This window comes from Labrys sp. F242 (assembly GCF_057813875.1).
In genome coordinates this window covers 520,280-543,309 of record NZ_JBVASG010000003.1, presented here as the reverse complement: position 1 = coordinate 543,309, position 23,030 = coordinate 520,280, and the positions used below count along the sequence as shown (strand labels likewise).

Genomic DNA, 23,030 nt, shown 5'->3' with positions numbered 1-23,030 from the left:
ACGGCGCTTGTCACGACTGCAAAAATATGTATAAAACTTATACATACAAGTTGCGAACTCGTCGGTACACAAACATGCCCGATTTCCGCCCACAACTCCAGAGCAACCACAGCCTTCATGCCAGCCAGGCCCTGCTGCCCGATGGCTGGGCGAGGAATGTGCGGATCGACATCGATGTCGCAGGCCGGATCAGCGCCGTGACCCCCGATGCCCCGACCGATGGCGCGCAGATCACCGCGGGGCCCGTGCTGCCCGCCATGCCGAACCTGCATTCCCACGCCTTCCAGCGCGCCATGTCCGGCCTTGCCGAAGTGTCCGGCGCCGGCAGCGACAGTTTCTGGACCTGGCGCGAGGAAATGTATCGCACCGTCGGCCAGATCACGCCCGAGGATGCGCAGGCGATCGCCACCAAGCTCTATGTCGACCTGCTCAAGGCCGGCTTCGGCTCGATCGCCGAGTTCCACTATCTGCATCACGACAAGAGCGGTGCCCTCTTTGCCGACCGCGCGGAGATGGCAAAGCGCATCCTGGCCGCGGCCAGGACCAGTGGCATCGGCATGACGCTGCTGCCCGTCTTCTACGCCCACGCCAATTTCGGCGGCGTCGCACCGCATGAGGGCCAGCGCCGCTTCATCCACGACGTCGAAGGCTTCGAGCGGCTGATGGCGGACCTTGCCCCGGCCTGCACCGCACAAGGTGCCACGCTCGGCTATGCCTTCCATTCGCTGCGGGCGGCAACGCCAGAAGAAATGACCACGCTGCTGGCAAGCCTGCCCAAGGTGATGTCGAAACCCGGGCCGCTGCATATCCACATCGCCGAGCAGCAGAAGGAGGTCGACGATTCCATCGCCTGGAGCGGCAAGCGCCCGATGCAGTGGCTGTTCGATCATATGCCGGTCGACGAGCGTTGGTGCCTGATCCACGCCACCCATGCCGATCCGTCCGAACTCACGCGCATGGCGGCGAGCGGTGCCGTCGCGGGCCTGTGTCCCGCGACGGAAGCCAATCTCGGCGACGGTATCTTCGAGGCGGTCGCCTACCGTGCGCAGAAGGGGCGATTCGGCATCGGCACCGACAGCCATGTCTCCCCCAGCGTCGTCGACGAACTGCGCACGCTCGAATATTCGCAGCGCCTGCGTGACGAGCGCCGCAACCGCCTCGCCAACGGCCCGCACCGCTCGGTCGGCCGCGATATTTACGACGCAGCGCTCGCCGGCGGAGCCCAGGCCCTCGGCCAGCGCATCGGCGCCATCGCCCCCGGCATGACAGCCAGTCTCGTCGTGCTCGATGGCGATGATGCTTTCATGGACAGCGCCAAGGATGACGCTATTGTCGATCGCTGGCTGTTCGCGCTTGGCGACCGTACGGTGCGTGACGTCATGGTTGAGGGGCAGTGGCGTATCCGCGACGGGCGCCACGACCAGGACGACATCATCAATGCGGCCTTCAAGACCGCGATCAGAAACCTGGCGCGCCAGTGAGGCACGCAGGTTGCTGTTAACATAGGGGAATTGATGATGAAGAAGACCCTCATTTCCACCGCCATCCTGGCGCTGGCGACGCTGATGAGCGTTCCGGCCGCGCAGGCCAAGGAGTGGAAAACCGTCACCATCGGCCTGGAGGGCGCCTATGAGCCCTGGAACCTGACCAAGCCCGACGGCACCATGGACGGCTTCGAGGTCGACCTCGCCAAGGATCTATGCGGGCGCATCAAGGTCGAATGCAAGTACATTGCCCAGGACTGGGACGGCATGATCCCGGGCCTCAATGCCGGTAAATTCGACGTGATCATGGACGGCATGTCGATCACCGCGGAGCGCAAGAAGCAAATCGACTTCTCGCGCCCCTATGCCGGTGAACGGGCCGGTTTCGCCACGCTGAAGTCGAGCGACCTCGCCAAGATTCCGGGCAAGGGCACCATCGTGACGCTGTCGGGCGATGCCACCAAGGACAAGGCCACGCTCGATACCCTGCGCGAAGCGCTGAAGGGCAAGTCCGTCGGCGTGCAGGTCGCCACCAACTATGCCGAGTGGCTGGCCAAGAACTTCAAGGACGTCGTCACCGTCACCGAATACAAGACCGTCGGTGAGGCCGATCTCGACCTGGCCGCCGGCCGCGTCGACGCCACGGTAGGCGACATCACCTTCTATGCTTCGGTGCTGCCCAAGCCCGATCATTCGGAAATGACGCTCACCGGCCCTGAAATCACCGGCCCGGTCTGGAGCGAAGGCATCGGCCCGGCCTTCCGCAAATCCGATACGGATCTGCGCGACATGTTCGACAAGGCGATCGGCGAGGCCCAGGCCGACGGCACCATCAAGAAGCTGAGCCTGAAATGGTTCAAGATCGACATGTCGCCCGAGAACAAGTCCTGAGCTGAGAACAGATGCCGACATCCGGGCGGCGACTACGCTCCGCCCGGATACGACCTCATGCAAGCGGCGCAAGACCGATCGGGGCACTGCAAGGGCGATCCAGAATGAAGCCGATCCGGAAAACCGGGCGGCAGAACCCAAAGGGGAACCGACAATGAAGAAATACCTGCTCTCCTCGGCGCTGCTGGCACTGACGGCCATTGCGGCCATGCCCGCGCAGGCCAAGGAGTGGAAGACGGTCACCATCGCCCTGGAAGGCGCCTACGAGCCCTGGAACCTGACCAAGCCCGACGGCAGCATGGACGGTTTCGAGATCGACCTCGCCAAGGATCTGTGCGGGCGCATGAAGATCGAGTGCAAATTCATCGCGCAGGACTGGGACGGCATGATCTCCGGCCTGAACGGCGGCAAGTTCGACATGATCATGGATGCCATGTCGATCACCGACGATCGCAAGAAGCAGGTCGCCTTCTCGCAGCCCTACGCCCAGACCCCGGCCGGTTTCGCCGGGCTGAAGACCGGCGACCTCGCCAAGATGGAGGGCACCGGCACCACGGTGACGCTGACGGGCGAGGCCGGCCATGACAAGAGCACGGTGGAGAAGATGCGGGAGGCGCTGAAGGGCAAGACCATCGGCATCCAGACCGCCACCGTCTACACCAAATTCGTCGAAGAGAACTTCAAGGACATCGCCACCATCACCGAGTACAAGACCTCGGGCGAGCGCGACCTCGACATTACGGGCGGGCGCATCGATGTCGGTTTCGACGACGACACCTATTTCACTTCCGCCTTCGCCAAGTCAGGCAATGAGCAGATGACGCTGCTCGGCGCCCAGATCGCCGGCCCGATCTGGGGCGAGGGCATCGGCCCGGCCTTCCGCCAATCAGACAACGATCTGCGCGATATGTGGGACAAGGCGATCGGCACCGCCATCGCCGACGGCACGGTCAAGAAGCTGAGCCTGAAATGGTTCAAGCTCGACGTGACCCCTATCAAGGGATCCTGAGCCGCAGGACGCGTCTTTGCGATTGGATGTGTGATCCCGTCTCATCGCAAAACGCCATGCACGAGCCTTGCGGGCCGGCGTAGACGCCCCGCAGGATCGTCGGAGCGGGATTGCGCGGCTGGCCTCACCACCCTTGGTGCGGAAGAACGGTCTGCATCGCAATCATCGCTTCCTGTCTCACTGGCCTACCCCGAGAGGAGAGCCAAATTGTGGACGTAATCACGAGTCTGCCCGACAAGATCTCCTATCTGGTTTCCATTCTCGGTTTCGGTGAGACCGGCTGGGGCTTCTATCTCCTCGCCGGCGCCGCGATGACCCTCGCCGTCACCCTCGCTGCGATGCTGATCGGCGCCGTCGTCGGCTCGTTCGTCGCCTGGGCCAAGATCACCGACAACCTGCCCGCCCGTATGGTGGGCAATGTCTACACAATCGTGCTGCGCGGCGCCCCCGAACTTTTGATCATCTACATGGTCTATTTCGGCCGCGTAGTCGACGTGGTCGGCAACTCACTGGGCGCGCTCGGCATCGGCAACAGCACGATCGTCAACAATTTCCTGGCGGGTGCGCTCGGGGTCGGCCTGATTTCCGCCGCCTATCAAGCGGAAGTCTTTCGCGGTGCCTTCACCGCCATCACCAAGGGTGAGATCGAGGCGGGCCGCGCCATCGGCATGCCGCGCTTCATGCGCTTTCGCCGCATCATCGCGCCGCAGATCATGCGCTTCGCCATTCCCGGTCTCGGCAATGTCTTTCAGCTCAGCGTCAAGGACTCGGCCCTGATCTCGGTTACCGGCCTGATCGAGATCATGAACGCCACCAACAAGGCGGTCGGATCGACGCGGCAATCCTTCCTGTTCTACACCGTCGCCGCCTGCCTTTACCTCGTCCTCACGACCTTCTCGACCCAGTTCTTCAATGCCGGCGAGCGACGCGTGGCCAAGAGCTTCCGCCGCCCGGTGGGACAGTAGGTGCCGCCATGAGCCTCGATTTCGCCCTCGAAGCCCTGAGCAAGATCCTCGCCGTCCTGCCGACGACGTTGATGCTCTTCATCTTCTCCGTCCTGCTCGGCCTGGCCTTCGCCCTGATCGTGCTGTGGATGCGCATGAGCAACAACCGCCTGCTGGTCGGTCTGGCCAAGGCCTATATCTTCACCTTTCGCGGCACGCCGCTGCTGATCCAGATGTTCCTGATCTTCTACGGACTGGCTCAATTCCAGTTCATGAAGGAATCCTGGTTCTGGCTGGTGCTCAAGAACCGCTTCGCCTCGGCCGTGTTCGTGATGGCGCTGTGCACCGCCGCCTATCAGGCGGAGATCCTGCGCGGCGGCCTCCTGGCCGTGTCAGCTAAGGAGATCGAGGCCGCGCGTGCCATCGGCATGTCCGGCTTCAAGTTGCTCTACCGCATCATCGCGCCCATCGCTCTGCGCCAAGCCCTGCCAGCCTATTCGACCGAGGTGATCCTGACCTTGAAATCGACCTCCCTGGCCGGGCTGATCGGCGTGGTCGAGATGACCGGCATCGCCCAGAAGATCGGTCGCCAAGCCCTGCTCGACGTACCGGTCCTGGCCCTGGCCGGCGTGATCTACCTCGTCCTGAGCTACGGCATCATCTTTCTGCTAGGCCTCGCCGAACGAAAACTCTCCCCTCATCTGCGCTTCATGCCGCCCAGCGCGCAGACACCGCGCACCATCGTCGGCTGAAAGGAAACGTCATGACCGCTTCCAGCGAAATCGCGCTCAGCGTCAAGAACATCCGCAAGAGATTTGGCGATCACGAAGTGCTCAAGGGCATCTCGCTCGACGCCCATCAGGGCGACGTGATCTCCATTCTCGGCGCCTCGGGCTCGGGCAAGAGTACCTTCCTGCGCTGCATCAACCTGCTCGAGACGCCCGACGAGGGCGAGATCGTCGTTGCCGGCGAGAAGGTCGAGATGCGCCGAACCAAGAAAGGCCAGCTCGCCCCCACCAACGGCAAGCAGGTGGACCGCATCCGATCCGAACTCGGCATGGTGTTCCAGAGCTTCAACCTGTGGTCGCACATGACCGTGCTGCAGAACCTGATCGAAGGGCCCGTGCATGTGCTGGGCCGTCCCAAAGCCGAGTGCGTCGCCGAGGCGGAAGCCCTGCTGGAACGGGTTGGCCTCGCCGAGCGGCGCAACTACTATCCCTCGCACATGTCGGGCGGCCAGCAGCAGCGCGCCGCCATCGCCCGGGCGCTGGCCATGAAGCCAAAGGTGATGCTCTTCGACGAGCCGACCTCGGCGCTCGATCCCGAACTGGTCGGTGAAGTCCTGCGCGTGATGCGCGGCCTCGCCGAAGAAGGGCGCACCATGCTGGTGGTCACCCATGAAATGGGCTTTGCCCGCAACGTCTCCAACCGCGTGATGTTCCTGCACAAGGGCGAGGTGGAGGCCGACGGCTCGCCCGACGAATTGTTCAAGGAAGCGAAGTCGGAGCGCTTCAAGCAGTTCATCTCCAGCCAGCATCATTAATGACCAAAAGCGCCAATCCGCCGTTTTGACGGATAAAGGGCGACAATCCCTCCCCGGCTTCGGGGAGGTCGCGCACACAGTTTGTGTGCGCTGGGCCGAGCGTAAGCGAGGTCGGGTGGGGTCGAGTGGCGCGACTTGGCCATTTCTTGCCCCCTCAACACCACACTCCCCCTTCCCGTCGATGCTGTGCATCGACACCTTCCCCGAAGCCGGGGAAGGATAATCGCGCCCTATTTGCCAGGTCTCCTCGCATGTCCATCATCCTTGACCGTCCCCTCACCTGGCGAGAGATCGCCGCCATTGCCGACGGGACGGAACTCGCCCTTTCCGAGGCTGCCTGGCAGCGCCTGGCCCAGGCCCGCGCCATCGTCGATGCCATCGTCGAGCGCGGCATCCTCGCGTACGGCGTGAACACCGGCGTGGGCGGCCTCGCCAACGTCATCGTCGACAGGCCGCAACAGCAGCAATTGTCGCGCAACATCCTGATGAGCCATGCCGTGGGCGTCGGTGCTCCCCTCGGCAAGGCCGAAACGCGGGCGATCATTGCCGCAGCCATCAACAATTACGCCCATGGCCGTTCCGGCGTGAGGCCTGACGTGGTCGAACAGATGCTGGCCCTGCTGGCGCATGACTGCTTGCCCGAGGTGCCCTCGCTCGGCTCGGTCGGCTATCTCAGCCATATGGCCCACATCGCCCTGGTGCTGATCGGAGAAGGCCACGCCGTCGTCGACGGACAGAGATTGACGGGGAGCCGCGCGCTCGCCCGTATCGGGCGCACCCCGTTGGTGCTGGAGGCCAAGGAGGGCCTGAGCCTGGTCAATGGCTCGCCCTGCGTCACCGGCCTCGCCGCGCTCGCTCTGGCCCGCAGCGAAAAGCTGGTCGGCTGGGCCGATGTCACTGCCGCCATGAGCTTCGAGAACCTGCGCAGCCAGCCCAGGGCGTTCGACGAGGCCTCGCTTGCCCTGCGCATTTCGGCAGGCATGCAGGCGACGGGGCGGCATCTGCGCGCCTTGCTGGACGGCAGCGCCATCCTGGCTGCCGCAGCCGGGCGGCAGACCCAGGACCCGCTCAGCCTGCGCGCCGTGCCGCATGTCCACGGCGCGGTGCGCGACGCACTTGCCGAGATCGGCGCCACTGTCGACCGGGAACTTGCCTCGGTCACCGACAATCCGGCCGTACTCGGCACGCCTGAGGCACCCGAGGTCTATTCGCAGGCGCATGCCGTGGCGCCCGGCATCGCGCTCGCCATGGACACGCTCGGCATCGCGATGGCCGAGTTGGCGGCGATGGCGGAACGGCGGATCGACCGCCTCGTCAATCCGCATGTCAGCAATCTGCCGGCTTTCCTCGCCGTGGGCAGCGGCGTCTCCTCGGGCTTCATGATCGCCCAGTACACCGCAGCCTCTCTGGTGGCGCTCAATCGCCGCCTCGCCAGTCCCGCGAGCCTCGACGGCGGCATCACCTCGGGCCTGCAGGAAGACCATCTCAGCCACGCCACGCCTTCAGCCCTCAAGGCCCTGCAGATCCTCGACAATGCCGAGTACATCCTGGCGATCGAACTCATCGCCGATGCCCAGGCCTATGACCTGCAGGCCGAAGATCACGCCAAGGCGCCCGGCACCGACACCTTCTATCGCGACGTGCGCACCGCGCTGCCGCCCTATCGCGACGATCGTCCTTTGGCTGATGACATCGCCGTCGCGCGCGGGATCATCCGCCGAGCCGACGCCAGCGGCGCCTGAAGCTCCTATGGCGTGCGTTTCACCAGTTCGGCCACCATCGCGGCCGTCCAGGTGAAATGACCGCCGCCAAGGCCCTCGCCCGAGATCGGATCGTAATATTCGGCAAAGCCGCTTTCCTCGATCAGTGCCAGGCTGTCGGCCTCGACCTTGGCCGCGGCTTCGACGAGATTGCAGCGCCGGAGGCCGTCGGCGACCAGCATGTTGACGATGATCCAGATCGGGCCGCGCCAATAGCGCCTGGGCTCGAAGCGCCGGTCGGCGGGATCGTGGCTGGCAATGCCGTAGCGCGTGCGCCTGCGCCAAGCCGCGATGCGTTCGGCGATGGCCCTCTGGCGCGCTTCATCGCCGAGCCCGGCGAAGACGGGCAACAGACCGCCGATCGACGGGCTATCGATCAAGTGGCCCGAGACACGGTCGAGACAGAGATATTGACCGAAGCGCTCACTCCACAACCGCTCGAAGGCCGCCCTCGCCTTGGCGACACGGGCGCGGGCGCGGGCGGCGATCTCCGGCTCGCCCAGGGTCTGCGCAAGATCGGCAAGATCGCTGTCGGAGCGGACCAGAATGGCGTTGAAGCCGGGGTCGACCATGCGGAAGGGCGAGGCCTCATGCAGCCTTGCATTGTCCCAGCCGAGGCCGCGAAAGCGCTGCAGCAGCCAGAGGAAGCGATCGTAATCGGCCTTGTGCGGGCGCTGGGCGGCATCGACGTGCCGGGTGTCGCGCCGTTCATAGGGCTCCACCCCGTCGGTCGGCACCCGCATCATCGCCTCATCCCAGTCGACAGAATTGTCGCGTCCGGATTCCCAGGGATGGATGATGGCGACGAGGCCACTGCCCTCGGGGTCGCGGCAGGCATAGAACCAGCGATGCCAGGCATCCGCCTTGGCCAGCAACCCATGCGCCTTGCGACGGGCGAGTTCCTTGTCGCCGGCCTCGTCGTGCAGGCGCTTCATCACATAGGCCAGCACCGGCGGCTGGGTGATGCCCGATGTCGGCACAGGGCGACCGGTACGCCAGACGGAGGGACCGGGAAAATAGCCATCGTCGTCGACGTGGAAGACGATGTGCGGCACCATGCCATCAGGCCATTGATGGGCAAGCAGGGTCTCGACCTCCTGCCAGGCCCTGGCCTCGTCGAGATGACGCAGCCCCAGTGCCGTCAAGCAGGAATCCCAGTTCCACTGGAAGGGATAGAGCCCCTTGGTGGGGATGGTGTAGGCGCCGCGATCATTCTCGCGCAGCACGGCGGCAGCCCGCTCGAAGGCAGCGGCACGGTTAAGTCGGGTCATGGAAGGCTCCCAGTAAGGTCGAATTTGGAGAGGAATGGCCCTAGAGCACAGCTGCAGAGGTCTCGACGTCGAACCAGCGCACGCTGTCCGGGCGCGGCGCCAGGGTAAGCGCCTCGCCGGGGCGGACCTTGTGCTCGTTCTCCAGCACGGCGCGGAAGAGGTGGCCGCCGACATCGAGCGAGACGAGCTGGTGCGGGCCGAGCGGCTCCACCACCCTGACCCGTCCCGTCAGCCCCTCGCCGCTCGGCGTCAGTTCCTCGGGCCGGATGGCGAATTCGATCGGGCGGGACGTCGCGGGCGCCGGCAGCTTCAGGCCGGCAACGTCGGCCGTTGCGCCGGCCACCGTCGCCGGCAGGAAGTTCATCGGCGGATTGCCGATGAAACCGCCGACGAAGCGGGTTGCCGGGTAGGCATAGACTTCCGTCGCCGGCGCCGCCTGCACAATCCGACCCTGATGCATCACGGCGATGCGGTCGGCCAGGCTCATCGCCTCGACCTGGTCGTGGGTGACATAGATTGTGGTGGTGCGGCTTTCCTGCAGGATGCCCTTGAGCTCAGCCCGCATTTCGAGCCGAAGCAGGGCATCGAGATTGGAGAGTGGTTCGTCCATCAGAAGGACGGCCGGCTCCACCGCCAGGGCGCGGGCCACGGCGACGCGCTGGCGCTGGCCGCCGGAGAGCTGGCCCGAATAGCGCTGCAGGAGTTGCTCGATATGCATCAGCCCGGCCGTGCGCTTCACACGCTGCTCGATTTCCTGATTCAACATTTTCTTCATCCGCAGGCCGAAGGCGATATTCTCGAACACGGTCATGTGCGGGAATACCGCGTAGTTCTGGAAGACCATGGCGATGCCGCGGTCGCGCGGCGGCAGTCCGTCGACCCGCCTGCTGCCGATATGGACCTCACCGGCACTCGCCCTCTCCAGCCCGGCGACGATGCGCAGCAGCGTGGTCTTGCCGCAGCCCGAAGCCCCGAGCAGCACCAGGAACTCCTGGTCCCGGATGGTCAGGTCGAGCGTGTGCAGTGCCGTGTAGGAACCGAAACTCTTGCGCACGCCCCGGATCTCGATGTCGGCCATGGGAGCCCCTCAGCGATTGGCGATGCCCCAGAGCGAAAACAGATATTTCCGCACCAGGAACAGGAAGATCAGGGCCGGGATGATCAGCACGAAGGCGCCGGCAAATTTCAACGGCAGCGGCGAGACATCCAGGCTGGTGAGCAGGAAGGCCGTCAGGGTCTGGTTCTGCACGGTGAGCACGGAGGCCGCGAACACCTCGTTCCAGGAGGTGACGAAGGCGAACACGCCGGAGGCCGAGATGCCGGGCAGCGCCAAGGGCGCCACGATCCTGACGAAAGCCTGGGCCCGGTTGCAGCCGAGCGTCCAGGCGGCCTCCTCCAGCTCCACGGGAATGCTGATGAAGAGCGAGGAGGTGATCAGAATGGCGAAGGGCAGCGCCAGCACGGTGTGGATCAGCGCCAGGCCAAGCAGCGTGTCGTCGAGGCCGGTACGCAGATAGAACACCGCCAGCGGCAGCGCGAGTAGCGGCAGAGGAAAGGCGCGCGTCATCAGCACGAGGATGCGGAAGGCGCCCTTGCCCTTGAAGCGGAAGCGGGCCAGGGCGTAGCCGGCCGGCGCACCGATCACGATGGAGAGCACCATGGTCAGCCCCGCGACCAGCAGCGAATTCACCAGGGCCCTGGTGACGCCGGCATAGTTCCAGAAGAAGGCGAGGCTGGTGAGATCGAAGGCCGGCCAGAAGCGCTTGGGCCAGCCCGTCACCGCCGCAGGCGCATTGAAGGCGTCCACCGCCAGCAGATAGATCGGCACCAGCACCCAGGCGCACAGGACGATCGCGGCGACGCGCAGGCCCCAGTGTGCCGGGGCGGCGGCGCCAGTATCATCTTGCGTCACGGCGGCCTCGCTCATGGCGCCGTCTCCTTTTTCTCACCCAGCGTCCACAGGAAGAACACGGTGAGGACGATCGAGATCGCCAGGATCACCATGGCGTAGGCAGCGGCACCCGCGCGGTCCTGCAGGGTGAATTGCCAGCCATAGGTCTCGCCCATCAGCACCGGCAGGTTGGTGCCGGCCAGCACCAGCACGATGGCGAAGACCTCGAAGGCGAGGATGGTGCGCAGGATCAGCGCGGTCTGCAGGCTGGGGCGCAGCAGCGGCAAGGTGATCCTGACGAAACGCTTCCAAGGCCCTGCACCGAACACCTCTGCCGCCTCGTAATACTCGCGCGGAATGAGCGACATGCCGGCCACCAGGATGACCAGCACCACCGCCGTCGCCCGCCAGAGTTCGGCCAGCACGATGGCGGCAAAAAGCAGGACGATGTTCTGATAGCCTAGCAGGAGCTGGGGACCGCCGATCAGCCCGAGGGCATGACGGGCGCTGTTGAGAAAGCCGTTCTGCTCAAGGATGGCCAGCCAGATCAGCCCGGCCGCGAGATCAGAGATACCGAGCGGGATGGTGAAGACATAGAGGGCGAGATCGCGCCCCTTGCCGAGATTCATCACCAAGGCCGCCATGGCCAGGGCTAGCGCGATCTGCAGCGGCACCACGATCGCCGTCAGCACCACCGTGTTGCGCAAGGCCGGCCAGAACTTCCAGTCGCTCATGATCGAGCGGAAATTGCCGGTCGAGATCTGGCCATACTGCATAAAGGCCTCCACCGCGACCTGGCTGAACGGCAGCAGGAAGAAGGCGACCAGGAAGAGCGTCGCGGGGGGCGAGCAGCAGATAGGGTAGAATGCGGACATTACTCACGGCTCGGTCCCCCTAGAGCAAAACGCGTTCAAGTGTGAACGCCTATTTGCCCTAACTCTTTGCTTCGACGCGTCTTTGCGATTCCAGGTGACTCCCTCAAATCACAAAACGCTATGGCTATTCGACCTTGCAAGGTCCCTCGCTCTTGGGATCGGGCGCCCAGCAAGGCGCCTTCTTCTCGTCGAGGATGGCCTGCAGGGCCTGCGCCTGCTGGTCGAGCACATCGCGCACCGGCTGGCCGCCGAGCACGATGCGCTGGAAGGTATCGGAGAAGACCTTGTTGTAGCGTCCCCCCGCATCGCCGATGCCGATCGGCAGCAGCACGGGCAGGGAGTCCGTCGCTGCATTCTGCGCGGCCACCACCGGCGCGAGGATCTTGGCGCTGGCCGGCACGTCGTCGGGCAACTTGACATCGACCACCGGGAAGAAGCCGGTCGCCTTCACCATGGCGATCTCCGTCTCGGGCTTGAGCATATAGGCGACCAGCGCCTTGGCATCTTCGGGCGCATTCGAGGTCCTGGGCACGGCGATACCGGTAATCACCGGCATGCTGGCGCGGCCCTTCGGCCCGGCCGGCACCGGAAAGACCACGAAATCGTCGGGTTTCTGGTTGAGCGCATCCTTCAGCCGGGCGACATGGTCCCAGGCCACCCAGACCTCGCCATTCAGCAGGGGCTCCTGCATGAAGGCATAGGAGGTTGAAGCTGGCGTCACCGCCGCATGCCAGAAGTCACGGAAGTCGTTCCACATCTTCTCGGCTTCCGGCGACCTGAACTTCACCACCGCCGCGCCGGTGAAGGAGGGCAGGAGATAGCCCTGGAAGAAACGGTGCGACAGCCCCTTCGGACCGGCCGGAAAGCCGATCTTGGGACCACCGGAGGCCTGCGCCATCGCCCTGCCCCAGGCATAGAACTGCTCATAGGTGATCTTCTGCAGGTCGGTGCCCTCAGGCAGATATTGCAGCGCCTGCTTGCTGGCGATCATCACATAGGTCGCCTGCATCCAGGGAATGTATTTCTGCTCGGCCGTGCCGAGCTTGCCGAAGCTCATATAACTTTCGGCGACGGTGCCGGCGGGCACCACGGCTTCGAGATTGACGAGGCCGTCGGGAATGCTGGCAAGCTCGCCATGCAGGCCGCCCAGCACGGTAATGGCGCCCGACCCGGCCTGCAGCTCGGCCTGGATACGAGTGATGAACGGGCCGGCTTCCTGAGCCGAATAGGTGACCGGCTTGCCGAAGCCGGTGAGCACGCCGTCGCGAATGGCCTGCGATTCCTCCACGGGCGTGGCCTGGGTCGACCAGAACAGCAGATTCTGTGCGATCGCCACGGTGGGCATGGCCAGTGCTCCAACCAGAACGGCGCCTGACAAAAGCCTTTTCATCGATCCGCTCATGCTTCCCTCCCCTTGTGCATGGTCTTTCCTCCTCGCGCGAGGCCTCTGCGGGTCCCGGCTCGGCCCCGCCGCTCAGTCGACGGGCGCGGGGCCATGGCTGGCCCGAAGCTCCAGCTTCGGTTCCAGCAGCAGGGTCCTGATGCCGGCTTCGCCCAGCTCTATCCGTGCCACCACCATGTCGCCGGCGATGCGGCCGCTCTCCCGGATGTTCTGGTCGAAGGTGGTGAGTGGCGGATTGGCGTAGGCAGCCATCGGCACATTGTCGAAGCCGACGACCGACAGGTCTTCCGGTACGCGCAGGCCGAGTTCGCGGGCGACATCGAGCACGGCGAAGGCGAGCTGGTCGGTCAATGCGATCACCGCCGTCGGCCGGGGATCGAGCGAAAGCAGGGCGCGCGCCTCGTCATGCGCACCGTCGCGATCATTGGGAGCCACCTTGGCGACATGATCAGGCCGCAGCGGCAGACCGAGCTCGTTGAGGGCCCGCTCCAGGCCGAGGCTGCGGAAATGGGCAAAGGTATAGGCGACATCGGGCATGAGCAGAGCGAAGCGCCGGTGGCCAAGGGAGACCAGCCGGCGCGCCAGGCCATCCAACGCCTTCTCGCCATCGGTATCGAGCCAGGAATAAGGACCTGGTGCCTCGATCAACCGGCCATGGGCGACAAAGGGAATGCGCCGTGCGATGAGCACGCGCGCCCGGGCATCGTCGACGGTCAGGCGATTGATGACGAGGCCGTCGGCCTGCGAACCGTCTACCATGTGGCGCAACAATTGCAGCTCGTCACGGCTCTGAGAGCTGGCGGCCAGGAAGAGATCACGTCCAAGTTCGGCAAGGCTGTCGGCCAGGCCGAGGAGAAACTCGCCGACGAAGGCATCGGTGATCTGTCCCGCCGGCTGCGGCAGCATCATGCCGATGGCATTGGAGCGCCCCGAGACCAGCATGCGCCCGGCGCGGCTGGCGACATAGCCATGCTCACGCGCAGCCTGAACCACGCGTTCACGGGTCTTTTCGGAAACGTCGGAATAGCCGCCGAGGGCGCGCGAAACCGTCGGCACCGACAGGCCGAGCACCCTGGCGAGCTCCTTGAGCCCAATTGCACGCGACGTTTCGCTCACTATTTTTTCTCATCAAAAACGTTTTGAGTAAGATCCAAAACGTTTTGGAAAATGTCAAGCGATGCCGTGTTGAGAATGGTGGAGGTGCCTACCCACGGGCTCTCTTCCGGGCAGAGCCAGCCCAGGAGGCATTTGGGCGGGCAACTGGCATGCGTCCTCGTATTGGTAACCCAGGTCACTTGGGCGAACCCGACGCCGATGCTATGGACGGAGGATCTGGTGGAAAGGGCGGTGGCGGCAACCTATGAGCATCGCAGGCGAGCATAGGCCAGATTCATTGCCGCCGGTCGTCGGGCCGGTGGGCATCGGCGGCTGGCTCGTTCTGCCCTTGCTGGATATCGTCATCACGCCGTTCTATTCGGTCTATGAAGTCTATTCCATGCTGACCGGCTGGGACCTGCTCGGCCCCAATGTCGGTGGTGCGGTGGACGGGCGCTTCGAGGCCGCCCGGCTGCCGCTTCTCGCTTACGCCTTCACATCGGTCGTCAGGGGCGCTCTTGCCGCCTATTGCCTCTCTCTGATGCTGAAACGCTCACCCCAGACGCCGAGATGGATGATCATCTACTACGCGATGGAATTCATGTTCGGTTTCCTGGATTTCTTTATCAATCGAGCCCTGGAAGGCATCCTCCAGCAGGCCGGTTCCCAGGATTATTGGATCCTGGCCTTCAACATCGCCATCTGCCTGATCTGGATCGCCTATTTCCGGCGCTCCCGGCGGGTGGCCAACACGTTCCGATCGCAGCAGGCGGAGGCCGACAGGCACCTTGGGGAGATATTCTCGTGAGGCGGGAACGATTGCCCCCGCCACCTGCGTTTTCAATCCGAGCCATTGCGCCAAAGGCAACCGTGCCCAAGCGACTACCGGCAGGGCCTGTCTGAGCTGAGGAGAGACCATGTCGATGAAGCAACGTCCTTACTGGCCCATCCTGCTGGCGCCCTGGCTCCTGTCCGCGGTGCCAGCCCAGGCTCAGGAAGCCCCTCCGGCCGGCGAGCAGCGCTGCCGCGACTTCATCGCCAATCTCGCCAAATTGGACGTTCCCCTTCCCAAGATCGGCAAGGTCGGCGCCAAATCCAATGGTGGCTGCCTCTATACCGACAGCGTTCTCGAACAGGGCCATGTCCGCTGGAGCATCGACACCATCGATCTCGACAGGATCGAACCCGATCCGGCCGGAGCGGACAAGATGCCGCTCGCCATGCGCATCTCGCTCAGCGGCATACGCGTGTCGGGGGCCGTGGCAGGCGACACGGTTTTTTCCTATGTGCAGCAGCTGACGGCACCACCGATGGCCCTGTCACTCGACTATGAACGCGATGTGCCCAAGGATGCCCTCAAGGTCAACGCGCTCACCTTCAACACCTCGCATGGCGCCCTCTCTCTTTCCGCCGAGCTTGCCCGGATCGAGCCCATGCTGAAGAGCTGGTCGCCGCAAGATGTGGTCATGCGGACAGCGCTGAAATCGCTGGAATTCAACCTGCATGACGAGGACGGCGAGATCCAGAGGCTGGTCGCCATGCCACTCGCGCTCGCCCTGCTCAAGGGCTCACCGGACCCGGCGGCCCGCCTCGCCGAACTCAAGCAACAGGGCGCGACCTGGATGCGGCTCACGCTCGGCCTGCTCGGGGTGCCGAAGGAAAGCACCGAGGAAACGATCGCCGCCATGATGGAGCTGCCCAAGGCCACCAAGCCGTTCTATCTTGGCATCAAGCTGCCGCAGCCGGTGGGCGTCGAGGACCTCTTCCGCGCCATGGTCGGCGGCGTATCGCCCGGGACCCTGTTCCCGGACGGATCGATCACCGCGACCTATGGGAAGTAGGGAGCGGCAGGCTTTTTTCCGGTAGAGGCTGAGGCCCATCTCGGCCTGGGAAGGTTCACCGTAGCCCCGCAAGAAAAAACGCGGAAAGCCTTCTCCACGAAGTGGGGAAGGCCCGACGCGTTTCATTCTGCGCCCCTCACGCCACCGCGAAGGGCTCGTCTTCCAGGAAGCGCTTCAGGACGTTCCAGGTGATCCTGGAGACGTTGTTGTCGTAGTTGTTGTGGCTGAGCGAGCCGCACCAGGCGATCGACGAGGTCGCGAACAGCGCGCCGCCTGACGGCGTCTCGCCGAAGGCAAGATCGGCATGCACGCGCGGATTGGTGTCGCCGCCGATATTGGGCGGCACCACGCCGAACTCCTCGTTGACCAGCAGCATCATTGGCGAATGATCGACCGAGGAAGCCAGGCGCAGCATGTTGGGCGGCGAGCCGAGATCCGTGGCCAGGCAATCGAGCTCGATGCCCGCCGCTCCGCCGCCGATCAGGCCGAAATCGCCGATGATCTCGTCCGGCACCCCCTCGAAGATGAAGGCCGCGCGGGGATTGTCGGCGTCGGGCGCGCGGCGATAGGGGCTGGAGACGTCGAAGCCCTGCGCGATGAAGCCGACGCCGCAGATTACGTTAGGCGCCCGGCCGATGCGACGCCACAGACCGCCATATTCGCCGTTGAAGGACTGGTAGTATTCGCCCGGCTCGGCGATCCAGGTGCGGATGCCGTCCTCGGCCCGGCGCAGCTCGATCACGCCCGGCAGGGTCTGGTGATAGGCGATGCGCCAGTACCAGCCATTGCCGCCCATATACATCAGCCGGCCGCCACGATCGATCCAGGCCTTCATCGCATCCCACATCCTGGTGGAATGATATTCGGGATGCGTGCCGGTGATCACCACCTGGTAGTCCCGCAGCAGTTCGTAGCCGTCCTCGTGCAGGTCCTCGTCGGTGATGACGTCGTAGTCGACGCCCCGATGGTCGAGCCAGTCATAGAGATGGGTATCGGCATTGTACTGGTAGAGGGCAGAGCCATGCCCTCCGAGCCAGGAGTGGTAACGCGGCGAGAAATTGAGCACGGGTCTGAGGCGGCTCGAATAGTGCACGCCCGAGCCATCGGCATGGCAGTCATAGAGCGAGCCGCCGAGCTCGGGATGCTCGTAGAGATAGACGTCGGAATGGCCGAAGGTGAGGAGGCGGTTCATGGCGAGTTCGGCGCCGCGCGCGGTGATGTGCTCGCCATGATTGGCATAGGCCATGTAGGAGGCCGTGGGGGCCAGCATGGCGAGTTTTGGGCGCGAACCCAGGGGCCGTGAACCTTGGGCACACCGGCGCGGCGGGCGCACGAAGAAGGCGATGTAGTTTTCGCGCGTCACCGTCTCGTCGCTGTCGCCGCAGGTGACGTGCAGCGCATAGGGGCCGCTCTTCAGCTCTTCGGGAATGACGAGGCTGACGGAGGTCTCCCAACCCGCATCGTAGAGATCGTCGTGATGGAAGTGGATGGCACCATAATGCTCGGACTTGCGGTTGAAGTCATGCTCCTCGCCGGTCCAGTTCCACCCCTTCATGCCGCGGGTCGGCAGATGGAAGAGCTCGGCGTGATGACGCGAGGGCCCGATATCGACAGCCCTGGTCGAGCAGATCTCGCGGGCAAAATCCCATTGCGCGATGACCTTGGCCTTCAGGGCCGCCGGCTGGGGCGACAGCAGCAGTGCCTGATGTTCCTCGGGGGCATGGAAACCGGCCAAGAGAACGGGCCCGTCGATCTTGCCGTCGAAATGCTCGGCCACCGTGCCGTCGGCCTGATGGCAGCCGGCCAGCAGGAAGGGCGCCTCGACGGGGGGGAGCGGCACCTTCAGGCTGGTTTCCTCAAAGCCTGTATCGAAAACATGGGCATAGGGCTTCACCGGGCGCTGGGAGAGCATGATGCGGCCGGTAACAGGCTCGAAGGCGACAGCGACGGCATACCATTGGCGCACCAGCATGCCGTCGCGCAGGGCGAATTCGGCCTGCCGGCCCGGACCATCACCCACGATGACGGCGAGGCGGCCACCTTCCTTCATCTGGATACGAAAACCGCGTTGCGTGACCGGGTCCCATTGCGCCGCGATGGTCTGCGGCCCGCGGGACGGCAGGGTCGGCCAGAGCATGGCGAAGAAGGTGAACGGGGCGCTCCCGAGTGCCGGCACGCCGTCCGCCTGCATGTAGGAACCGGCATCGATGCGCTGGGGCTGGCCTGGGTAGCGCCCGTCGATGGCGGTCGGCACATGCGGAAACTTCAAGCCCGGTCCCTCGGGATTGCAATCGCCATGCCGCACGCGCACCAGCCGGGCTTCGAAGTCGTGCCCTTCCTCGAGCGAGATTTTGAAGGCGATGGTCTCGCCCGGGGCGACTGAATAGCGGTCGGGATAGCCGGTGATTTTCAGCATGGCGTGGGCTCTCGGATGGCGTTGTTATCGTGTTGGGGCGCAAGAGCCTTCTTCCCTTGCGGGAGAAGGGAAACGCGCCTCAGTCCCGGAACGGCAGGTTGATGCTCTCACCGGTGAGCAGGCGCCAGCGCCGGCGGAAGATCTCCCATTCCGCCTCTTCGCGGCTGGTGAAGACAGGCTCGTCCTCGTAGACGATCGGATCGCGCCGGTCCGGCGGCATCGTGGCGAGCACCCATTCCTGGAAGGGCTTGCGGCAGAACAGGATCACCTGGCTGCCCGAAGGGTCCTGGCGCATGATGTGCAGCATGCGCTGCAGGCCGGGGCTGTGGCGCCCGATCGGGCAGCGGCGGAATTCCTCGATATACTGACGGTCTGCGTGGGGATCGATCTTGTAGACCATGGCACTGCCTTCACGGGCAAAAGTGTTTTGCGATGTGATTCAATCACATCGCAAAGACGCGTCGGACCAAAGAGCGAGAGCAAAGAGCATTCACACCTGAACGCGCTTTGCTCCTGATGGAACGGCCGAAGCGGCCGGCGCGAGCACGAAGGCCCTGAGATCGTGCATATCGGAGAAGACGATGTCGGCGCCTGCAGGCGCATTGCCGCCGACGGTATGGAAGGCGGTGACGAGGCCCGCAGCCTTGGCCGAGGCGAAACCCGTATGGCTGTCTTCGACGCCGAGAACATGAGCCGGCAAAGCTCCAAGTCTCCGGCATGCCGTCGCATAGGGTTCGGGATCGGGCTTGCCCTTGCCGACATCGTCGAGGCTGATCGAGAAATCGATGAAAGGCAGGATGCCGAGCCCGGCGAGATTGGCATCGACCACGCGGCGGCTCGAATTGGAGACGCAGGCCTGCCGGATACCGGCGGCAGCGAAGCGGCGCACGAGATCGAGCACGCCTGGCAAGGGTTTCAGCGTGTGGGCACGGGCGATGTAATAGTCGACGATTGACGTGCCCCAGCTTTCTTCCGTGACCCCGGCCGGCATGCGGCTCTCCAGCATGCGCCAGACATCGCCCATATGGATGCCGCGGAAACGGTCGTCATGCAGGTCCGACATGTCGATGCCGAGATCGTGGCTGATGGCGTTGAGCGCCTCCTGGTGCAGCGGCTCGCTGTCCACCAGCGTGCCGTCGATGTCCCAGGCGATGGCCTCGATTCTCATACATCCTCCTCACGAAGCCGGCGATAGAGGCCGCGGAAGGCCCGGTACCCCGCTTCATAGACTGCCTTGTTCTGCGCATTCGGCTCGATCCGGTCGCGCAGGCTGATGAAACGCGATACTTCGGGCCATTCCGAGGCAAGCCCCGCCCCGATGGCCGCCGTCCAGGCGGCGCCGAGGCAGGAACCGGGATGGCCGTTGAGACGCTGCAGGGAAACCTGCAGCACGTCGGCGACGATCTGCATCCAGACCGCGCTGTTCGAACCGCCATCCGAAACCAGGTAATTGGTGGTGGCGTGCCCCATGTCGTTCAAAGTCTCGACATGATGGCGGATAGCGTAGGCATAGGCCTCGAGCAAGGCACGCCAGAGATGGGGGAGGCCGGTCGCCAGGCTGAGGCCTGAAAAGGCGCCGCGGATGACGGGGTCGTGGATCGGCGTCTTCTCGCCGAGGAAATAGGGCAGCACGGCAACGCCTTCGGCCCCGGCCGGAATGTTGGCAGCGAGCCGGTCGAGATGCTGGTGCAGGCTGAGGCCCTCCCGGGCAGCCGCCTCGCGCTCTCCGCCCGCGAAGGTTGCCGCAAACCAGTTGAGCCCGGAACCGCCGGTCGCCATGCAGCCATTGGGCACGTAAAGCCCCGGCACCAGATGGTAGTCGAGATACATGCGCGGATCCGGCGTCACCTTGTCGGAGGCGATCAGCACGTCCGCCGAGCCGCCGAACTTCAGGAGCACGTCGCCGGGCGCCACCACGCCGGCGCACAGGGCGGAGGCGATATGGTCGGCCGCTCCGCCCACCACGGGCGTTCCGGCGTTGAGGCCGGTGGCTGCCGCCGCCTCCTGCGTCACCGAACCGAGAATCTGGTGGGACAGCCTGCGCGGCGGCACGGCGCTGCGCGGAATATGCGCGAGTGCCACCAGGTCATCGGCGATGTCCTGGCTGGAAAGATCGGTAAAGCCGGCTTCGAGCGCCCAGTTCTGCTCGACCGCCCTCACGCCGGTCAGGCGCCAATTGATATAGTCGTAGGAGCCGAACACGGTGGCGATGCGCGCAAAGCCATCCGGCTCGTGCTTCTCGAGCCAGCGCAGCTTGGCCGTCACCAATTGCTGGTTGATGCCGTTGCCGGCCCGGGCCAGGAAGGCGTCCTCCGCGATCTCCGCGGCAAGCTCGGCAACCTCCTCCCCGCAGCGCCCGTCGCTCTGCTGGATGCTCGGGCGGATCAGATTGCCATCCCCGTCCAGCAGCACCACGGCCGGGAGCATGCCGGTGACGCCGACGGCATGGATCTCGTCAGGCGCGATGCCGCTCGTGGCAATCAGCTCGCGAGTGATGGCACAGGCATTCTCCCACCACTGGTTCGGATCCTCCTCCGCCCAGCCGGCATGAGGCGAGCGCAGCGTTACGGGACGGGAGGTGAGGCCGAGCGCATCGCCGGGCAAGCGGATCAGGATGCCGATGGTGGAGGTCGTGCCAATGTCGAGGCCGAGGACGCAGGGCATGGAAAAACCTTGGAGCGCGGACATCTCAGCGACATGCTTGCATGTCGCGGTGTCCGCTCTTGGAGACGATTCATTTGCAAAACGGGTAGATTCGGCGGTTGAGGCCCGCATCTACCCGTTTTGCTAGAGTGGCGGTGCAAGAGCGGGCATCGCGACATGCAAGCATGTCGCTGCGAAGTCCGCGCTTCCAGGGATCACGCCAGCGGCGCCACCTTGTCCATGAAGCGCTTCACCCGCGCCGGATCGACGGCGTTCCAGGTATTGCCGTCGATCTTGAAATGGGTGCCGATGATCACGCCGGAGGCCACCGACAGCACGTCGGCGACATTGTCGATGTTGACGCCGGTATTGGCGAAGACAGGGACATCCTTGACCGTCTCGGCCACCTTCTTCAGGTCCGCTGCGGCAGCCGGCTGGCCGGTGAGCGGGCCGGAGACCAGGATGGCGTCGGCAAGAGAGGAGAACACGGCGCTGCGGGCGCGCAGCTCGATCGGCCGGCTATCCAGCGAGGAGGCGAATTCGGCATTAATGTTGTAGAGCAGCTTGAGGTCCGGACGGCCGACTTCGCGGCGCAGCTTGTGGGCATCGGCGGCGTTGGGCTGCCACAATCCCATGTCGGAGGCGAACAGACCGGTGAAGATCTCGCGGGCGAAGGAGGCACCGGTCGCCCCTGCGATCGCCACCGAGGCGGTGGGGTCCCACAGATAGTTCACGCCGAACGGCACCTTGAGCAGCGGCTTGAGCGCGGTGACGATCGCCGTCATCGCCGCCGCGGATTCGATCGGAGCCTTGAAGCGATAGGGCCGGTCATTCTCATTGCCGAACATGACGGCATGCACGCCATTGTCCTGCAGGTTCTCGATATCCCTTGCGGCATCGTCGATGAGCTTGTTCACGCCGCCCTTCGCATCGAAGAGCGGGGCGCCGGGCAGCGCGCCGATATGCACCATCGCGATCACGGCCTTGCGGCGGGGGCCGAGGAAGTCGAAAACCATCGATAACTCCTGTCGAAACTTAAGGTTCTGAGAAAGCCGGCGCCTCCTGCCCGGCGACAACGACCTGGACACCGGCCCGATCGAGGGGCTCGGCGAGGTGTTCGGGCAAGGCGGCGTCGGTGACGAGGACGTGGATCTGCCCGTAAGGGCCGACCTGCACGAGGGAGCGGTGGTCGAACTTGGAAGAATCGCACAGCACCACCACCTGGCGGGAGCGCTCCATGAAGGCGCGCTTGATCTCGGCATCTTCGAGCGTGTAGTCGAAAATACCCTGCGCCGTGATGCCGGAGACACCAAGGAAAACGGCGTCGAGCCACAGAGTCGAGAGCTGTGAGCTCGCCATCGGTCCGCACACGGAAAACTCATGCGGACGGATCAGCCCGCCGAGGGCGTAGACCGGGCTCTTGCCATTGGCCAGCAGCCCTGCCGTGCGCAGATTGCTGCAGAATAACCTGAGCCCGGGCCGGTCGAGCAGTTCGCGGGCGAAGCGATGGGTGGTACTGCCGGTGTCGATGCCGATAGTCTGCCCTGGCTGCACGAAGCTTGCTGCCGCGCGCGCGATCTTCTCCTTGGCATCGGCCTGGCGCCGTCCGCGGACCTCGAAGGCGGGCTCCTCGGCGTCGAACGCCGTCTCGGGTGCCCGCGCCGTCGCCCCGCCATGGTCCCTGCTGATCAACCCGCTTTCGGCAAGGCGGTCGAGGTCGCGCCTGATCGTCATTTCCGAAACCTGAAGCTCCGCCGCCGCATCGGATACGTTGATGTAGCGGCGCTGGCCGATCATCTGGATCAGCCTGTCGCGCCGCGCCGTTGCCGGGATCCGGGAAGCATTCGTCATCACGGGCGTCATCTGCATTCTCTTCGCCATGTTCAGCTGCATTCAGATTGCCCTTGTAGCGCCCACAAAGGCAGCATGCACTATGACGAAATCGAACATATTCGATCACAAGAT

Annotated in this window: 20 protein-coding genes and 1 pseudogene; 9 read left to right on the top strand and 12 right to left on the bottom strand. The window is 64.6% G+C overall.

Annotation, left to right across the window (positions count from 1 at the left end):
- Positions 1-74 precede the first annotated feature (74 nt).
- The 7 genes from ACZYTC_RS22145 to ACZYTC_RS22115 all read left to right on the top strand — a co-directional run bounded on the left by ACZYTC_RS22145 (position 75) and on the right by ACZYTC_RS22115 (position 7,613).
- Positions 75-1,481, top strand: coding sequence for a formimidoylglutamate deiminase (locus ACZYTC_RS22145; protein WP_488990539.1), 1,407 nt, complete (start codon positions 75-77; stop codon positions 1,479-1,481).
- 36 nt (positions 1,482-1,517) lie between these two features.
- The gene (locus tag ACZYTC_RS22140) at positions 1,518-2,375 is read left to right on the top strand and encodes a transporter substrate-binding domain-containing protein (RefSeq protein WP_434959710.1); all 858 of its coding nucleotides are present in this window, start codon (positions 1,518-1,520) and stop codon (positions 2,373-2,375) included.
- Positions 2,376-2,529: 154 nt separating this feature from the next.
- Entirely contained in the window at positions 2,530-3,384 is an 855-nt protein-coding gene (locus ACZYTC_RS22135) for a transporter substrate-binding domain-containing protein (protein ID WP_434958365.1), read from the top strand.
- Between the two features lie 209 nt (positions 3,385-3,593).
- Entirely contained in the window at positions 3,594-4,349 is a 756-nt protein-coding gene (locus tag ACZYTC_RS22130) for an ABC transporter permease (protein ID WP_454816310.1), read from the top strand.
- Between the two features lie 8 nt (positions 4,350-4,357).
- Positions 4,358-5,080 carry an ABC transporter permease gene (locus ACZYTC_RS22125; RefSeq protein WP_488990538.1) on the top strand — a complete coding sequence of 241 codons (723 nt, stop codon included), beginning with the start codon at positions 4,358-4,360 and terminating at the stop codon, positions 5,078-5,080.
- 11 nt (positions 5,081-5,091) lie between these two features.
- A complete protein-coding gene (locus tag ACZYTC_RS22120) occupies positions 5,092-5,871 on the top strand; it encodes an ABC transporter ATP-binding protein (RefSeq protein ID WP_434958368.1) in 780 nt (259 codons plus the stop codon).
- Between the two features lie 251 nt (positions 5,872-6,122).
- A complete protein-coding gene (locus ACZYTC_RS22115; RefSeq protein ID WP_488990537.1) occupies positions 6,123-7,613 on the top strand; it encodes an HAL/PAL/TAL family ammonia-lyase in 1,491 nt (496 codons plus the stop codon).
- A gap of 5 nt (positions 7,614-7,618) precedes the next feature.
- Here the strand turns inward: ACZYTC_RS22115 and ACZYTC_RS22110 are convergent, their stop codons facing one another.
- The 6 genes and pseudogenes from ACZYTC_RS22110 to ACZYTC_RS22085 all read right to left on the bottom strand — a co-directional run bounded on the left by ACZYTC_RS22110 (position 7,619) and on the right by ACZYTC_RS22085 (position 14,186).
- On the bottom strand, positions 7,619-8,902 hold the full coding sequence (locus ACZYTC_RS22110; RefSeq protein ID WP_488990536.1) for an MGH1-like glycoside hydrolase domain-containing protein: 1,284 nt from the start codon (positions 8,900-8,902) through the stop codon (positions 7,619-7,621).
- A gap of 40 nt (positions 8,903-8,942) precedes the next feature.
- Entirely contained in the window at positions 8,943-9,980 is a 1,038-nt protein-coding gene (locus ACZYTC_RS22105; RefSeq protein ID WP_434958371.1) for an ABC transporter ATP-binding protein, read from the bottom strand.
- Positions 9,981-9,989: 9 nt separating this feature from the next.
- Positions 9,990-10,829 carry a carbohydrate ABC transporter permease gene (locus ACZYTC_RS22100; protein ID WP_488990535.1) on the bottom strand — a complete coding sequence of 280 codons (840 nt, stop codon included), beginning with the start codon at positions 10,827-10,829 and terminating at the stop codon, positions 9,990-9,992.
- A pseudogene (locus tag ACZYTC_RS22095) lies at positions 10,826-11,675 on the bottom strand (carbohydrate ABC transporter permease). Before ACZYTC_RS22095 ends, ACZYTC_RS22100 begins: the two are co-directional and overlap by 4 nt.
- Positions 11,676-11,792: 117 nt before the next feature.
- On the bottom strand, positions 11,793-13,070 hold the full coding sequence (locus tag ACZYTC_RS22090) for an ABC transporter substrate-binding protein (RefSeq protein WP_488990534.1): 1,278 nt from the start codon (positions 13,068-13,070) through the stop codon (positions 11,793-11,795).
- Between the two features lie 72 nt (positions 13,071-13,142).
- The gene (locus ACZYTC_RS22085; RefSeq protein WP_434958375.1) at positions 13,143-14,186 is read right to left on the bottom strand and encodes a LacI family DNA-binding transcriptional regulator; all 1,044 of its coding nucleotides are present in this window, start codon (positions 14,184-14,186) and stop codon (positions 13,143-13,145) included.
- A gap of 244 nt (positions 14,187-14,430) precedes the next feature.
- On the opposite strand from ACZYTC_RS22085, the gene ACZYTC_RS22080 reads away from it, so the two are divergent.
- The gene (locus ACZYTC_RS22080) at positions 14,431-14,973 is read left to right on the top strand and encodes a DUF2569 family protein (protein ID WP_488990533.1); all 543 of its coding nucleotides are present in this window, start codon (positions 14,431-14,433) and stop codon (positions 14,971-14,973) included.
- A 109-nt stretch (positions 14,974-15,082) separates the two neighbouring features.
- On the top strand, positions 15,083-16,006 hold the full coding sequence (locus ACZYTC_RS22075; RefSeq protein WP_481273090.1) for a hypothetical protein: 924 nt from the start codon (positions 15,083-15,085) through the stop codon (positions 16,004-16,006).
- A 136-nt stretch (positions 16,007-16,142) separates the two neighbouring features.
- Here the strand turns inward: ACZYTC_RS22075 and ACZYTC_RS22070 are convergent, their stop codons facing one another.
- The 6 genes from ACZYTC_RS22070 to ACZYTC_RS22045 form a co-directional block, all read right to left on the bottom strand.
- Complete coding sequence (locus tag ACZYTC_RS22070) at positions 16,143-18,422, bottom strand: N,N-dimethylformamidase beta subunit family domain-containing protein (protein ID WP_488990532.1); 2,280 nt, start codon at positions 18,420-18,422, stop codon at positions 16,143-16,145.
- A gap of 79 nt (positions 18,423-18,501) precedes the next feature.
- Positions 18,502-18,822, bottom strand: a complete 321-nt coding sequence (locus ACZYTC_RS22065; protein ID WP_441771122.1) for a N,N-dimethylformamidase alpha subunit family protein — start codon at positions 18,820-18,822, stop codon at positions 18,502-18,504.
- 90 nt (positions 18,823-18,912) lie between these two features.
- Entirely contained in the window at positions 18,913-19,590 is a 678-nt protein-coding gene (locus ACZYTC_RS22060; protein WP_488990531.1) for an HAD family hydrolase, read from the bottom strand.
- Positions 19,587-21,086 carry an FGGY-family carbohydrate kinase gene (locus ACZYTC_RS22055; protein WP_488990653.1) on the bottom strand — a complete coding sequence of 500 codons (1,500 nt, stop codon included), beginning with the start codon at positions 21,084-21,086 and terminating at the stop codon, positions 19,587-19,589. The genes ACZYTC_RS22060 and ACZYTC_RS22055 overlap by 4 nt, the downstream gene beginning before the upstream one ends.
- Before the next feature lie 194 nt (positions 21,087-21,280).
- On the bottom strand, positions 21,281-22,081 hold the full coding sequence (locus tag ACZYTC_RS22050; protein ID WP_434958381.1) for a BtpA/SgcQ family protein: 801 nt from the start codon (positions 22,079-22,081) through the stop codon (positions 21,281-21,283).
- A 19-nt stretch (positions 22,082-22,100) separates the two neighbouring features.
- On the bottom strand, positions 22,101-22,946 hold the full coding sequence (locus ACZYTC_RS22045) for a DeoR/GlpR family DNA-binding transcription regulator (protein WP_481273095.1): 846 nt from the start codon (positions 22,944-22,946) through the stop codon (positions 22,101-22,103).
- Positions 22,947-23,030 lie beyond the last annotated feature (84 nt).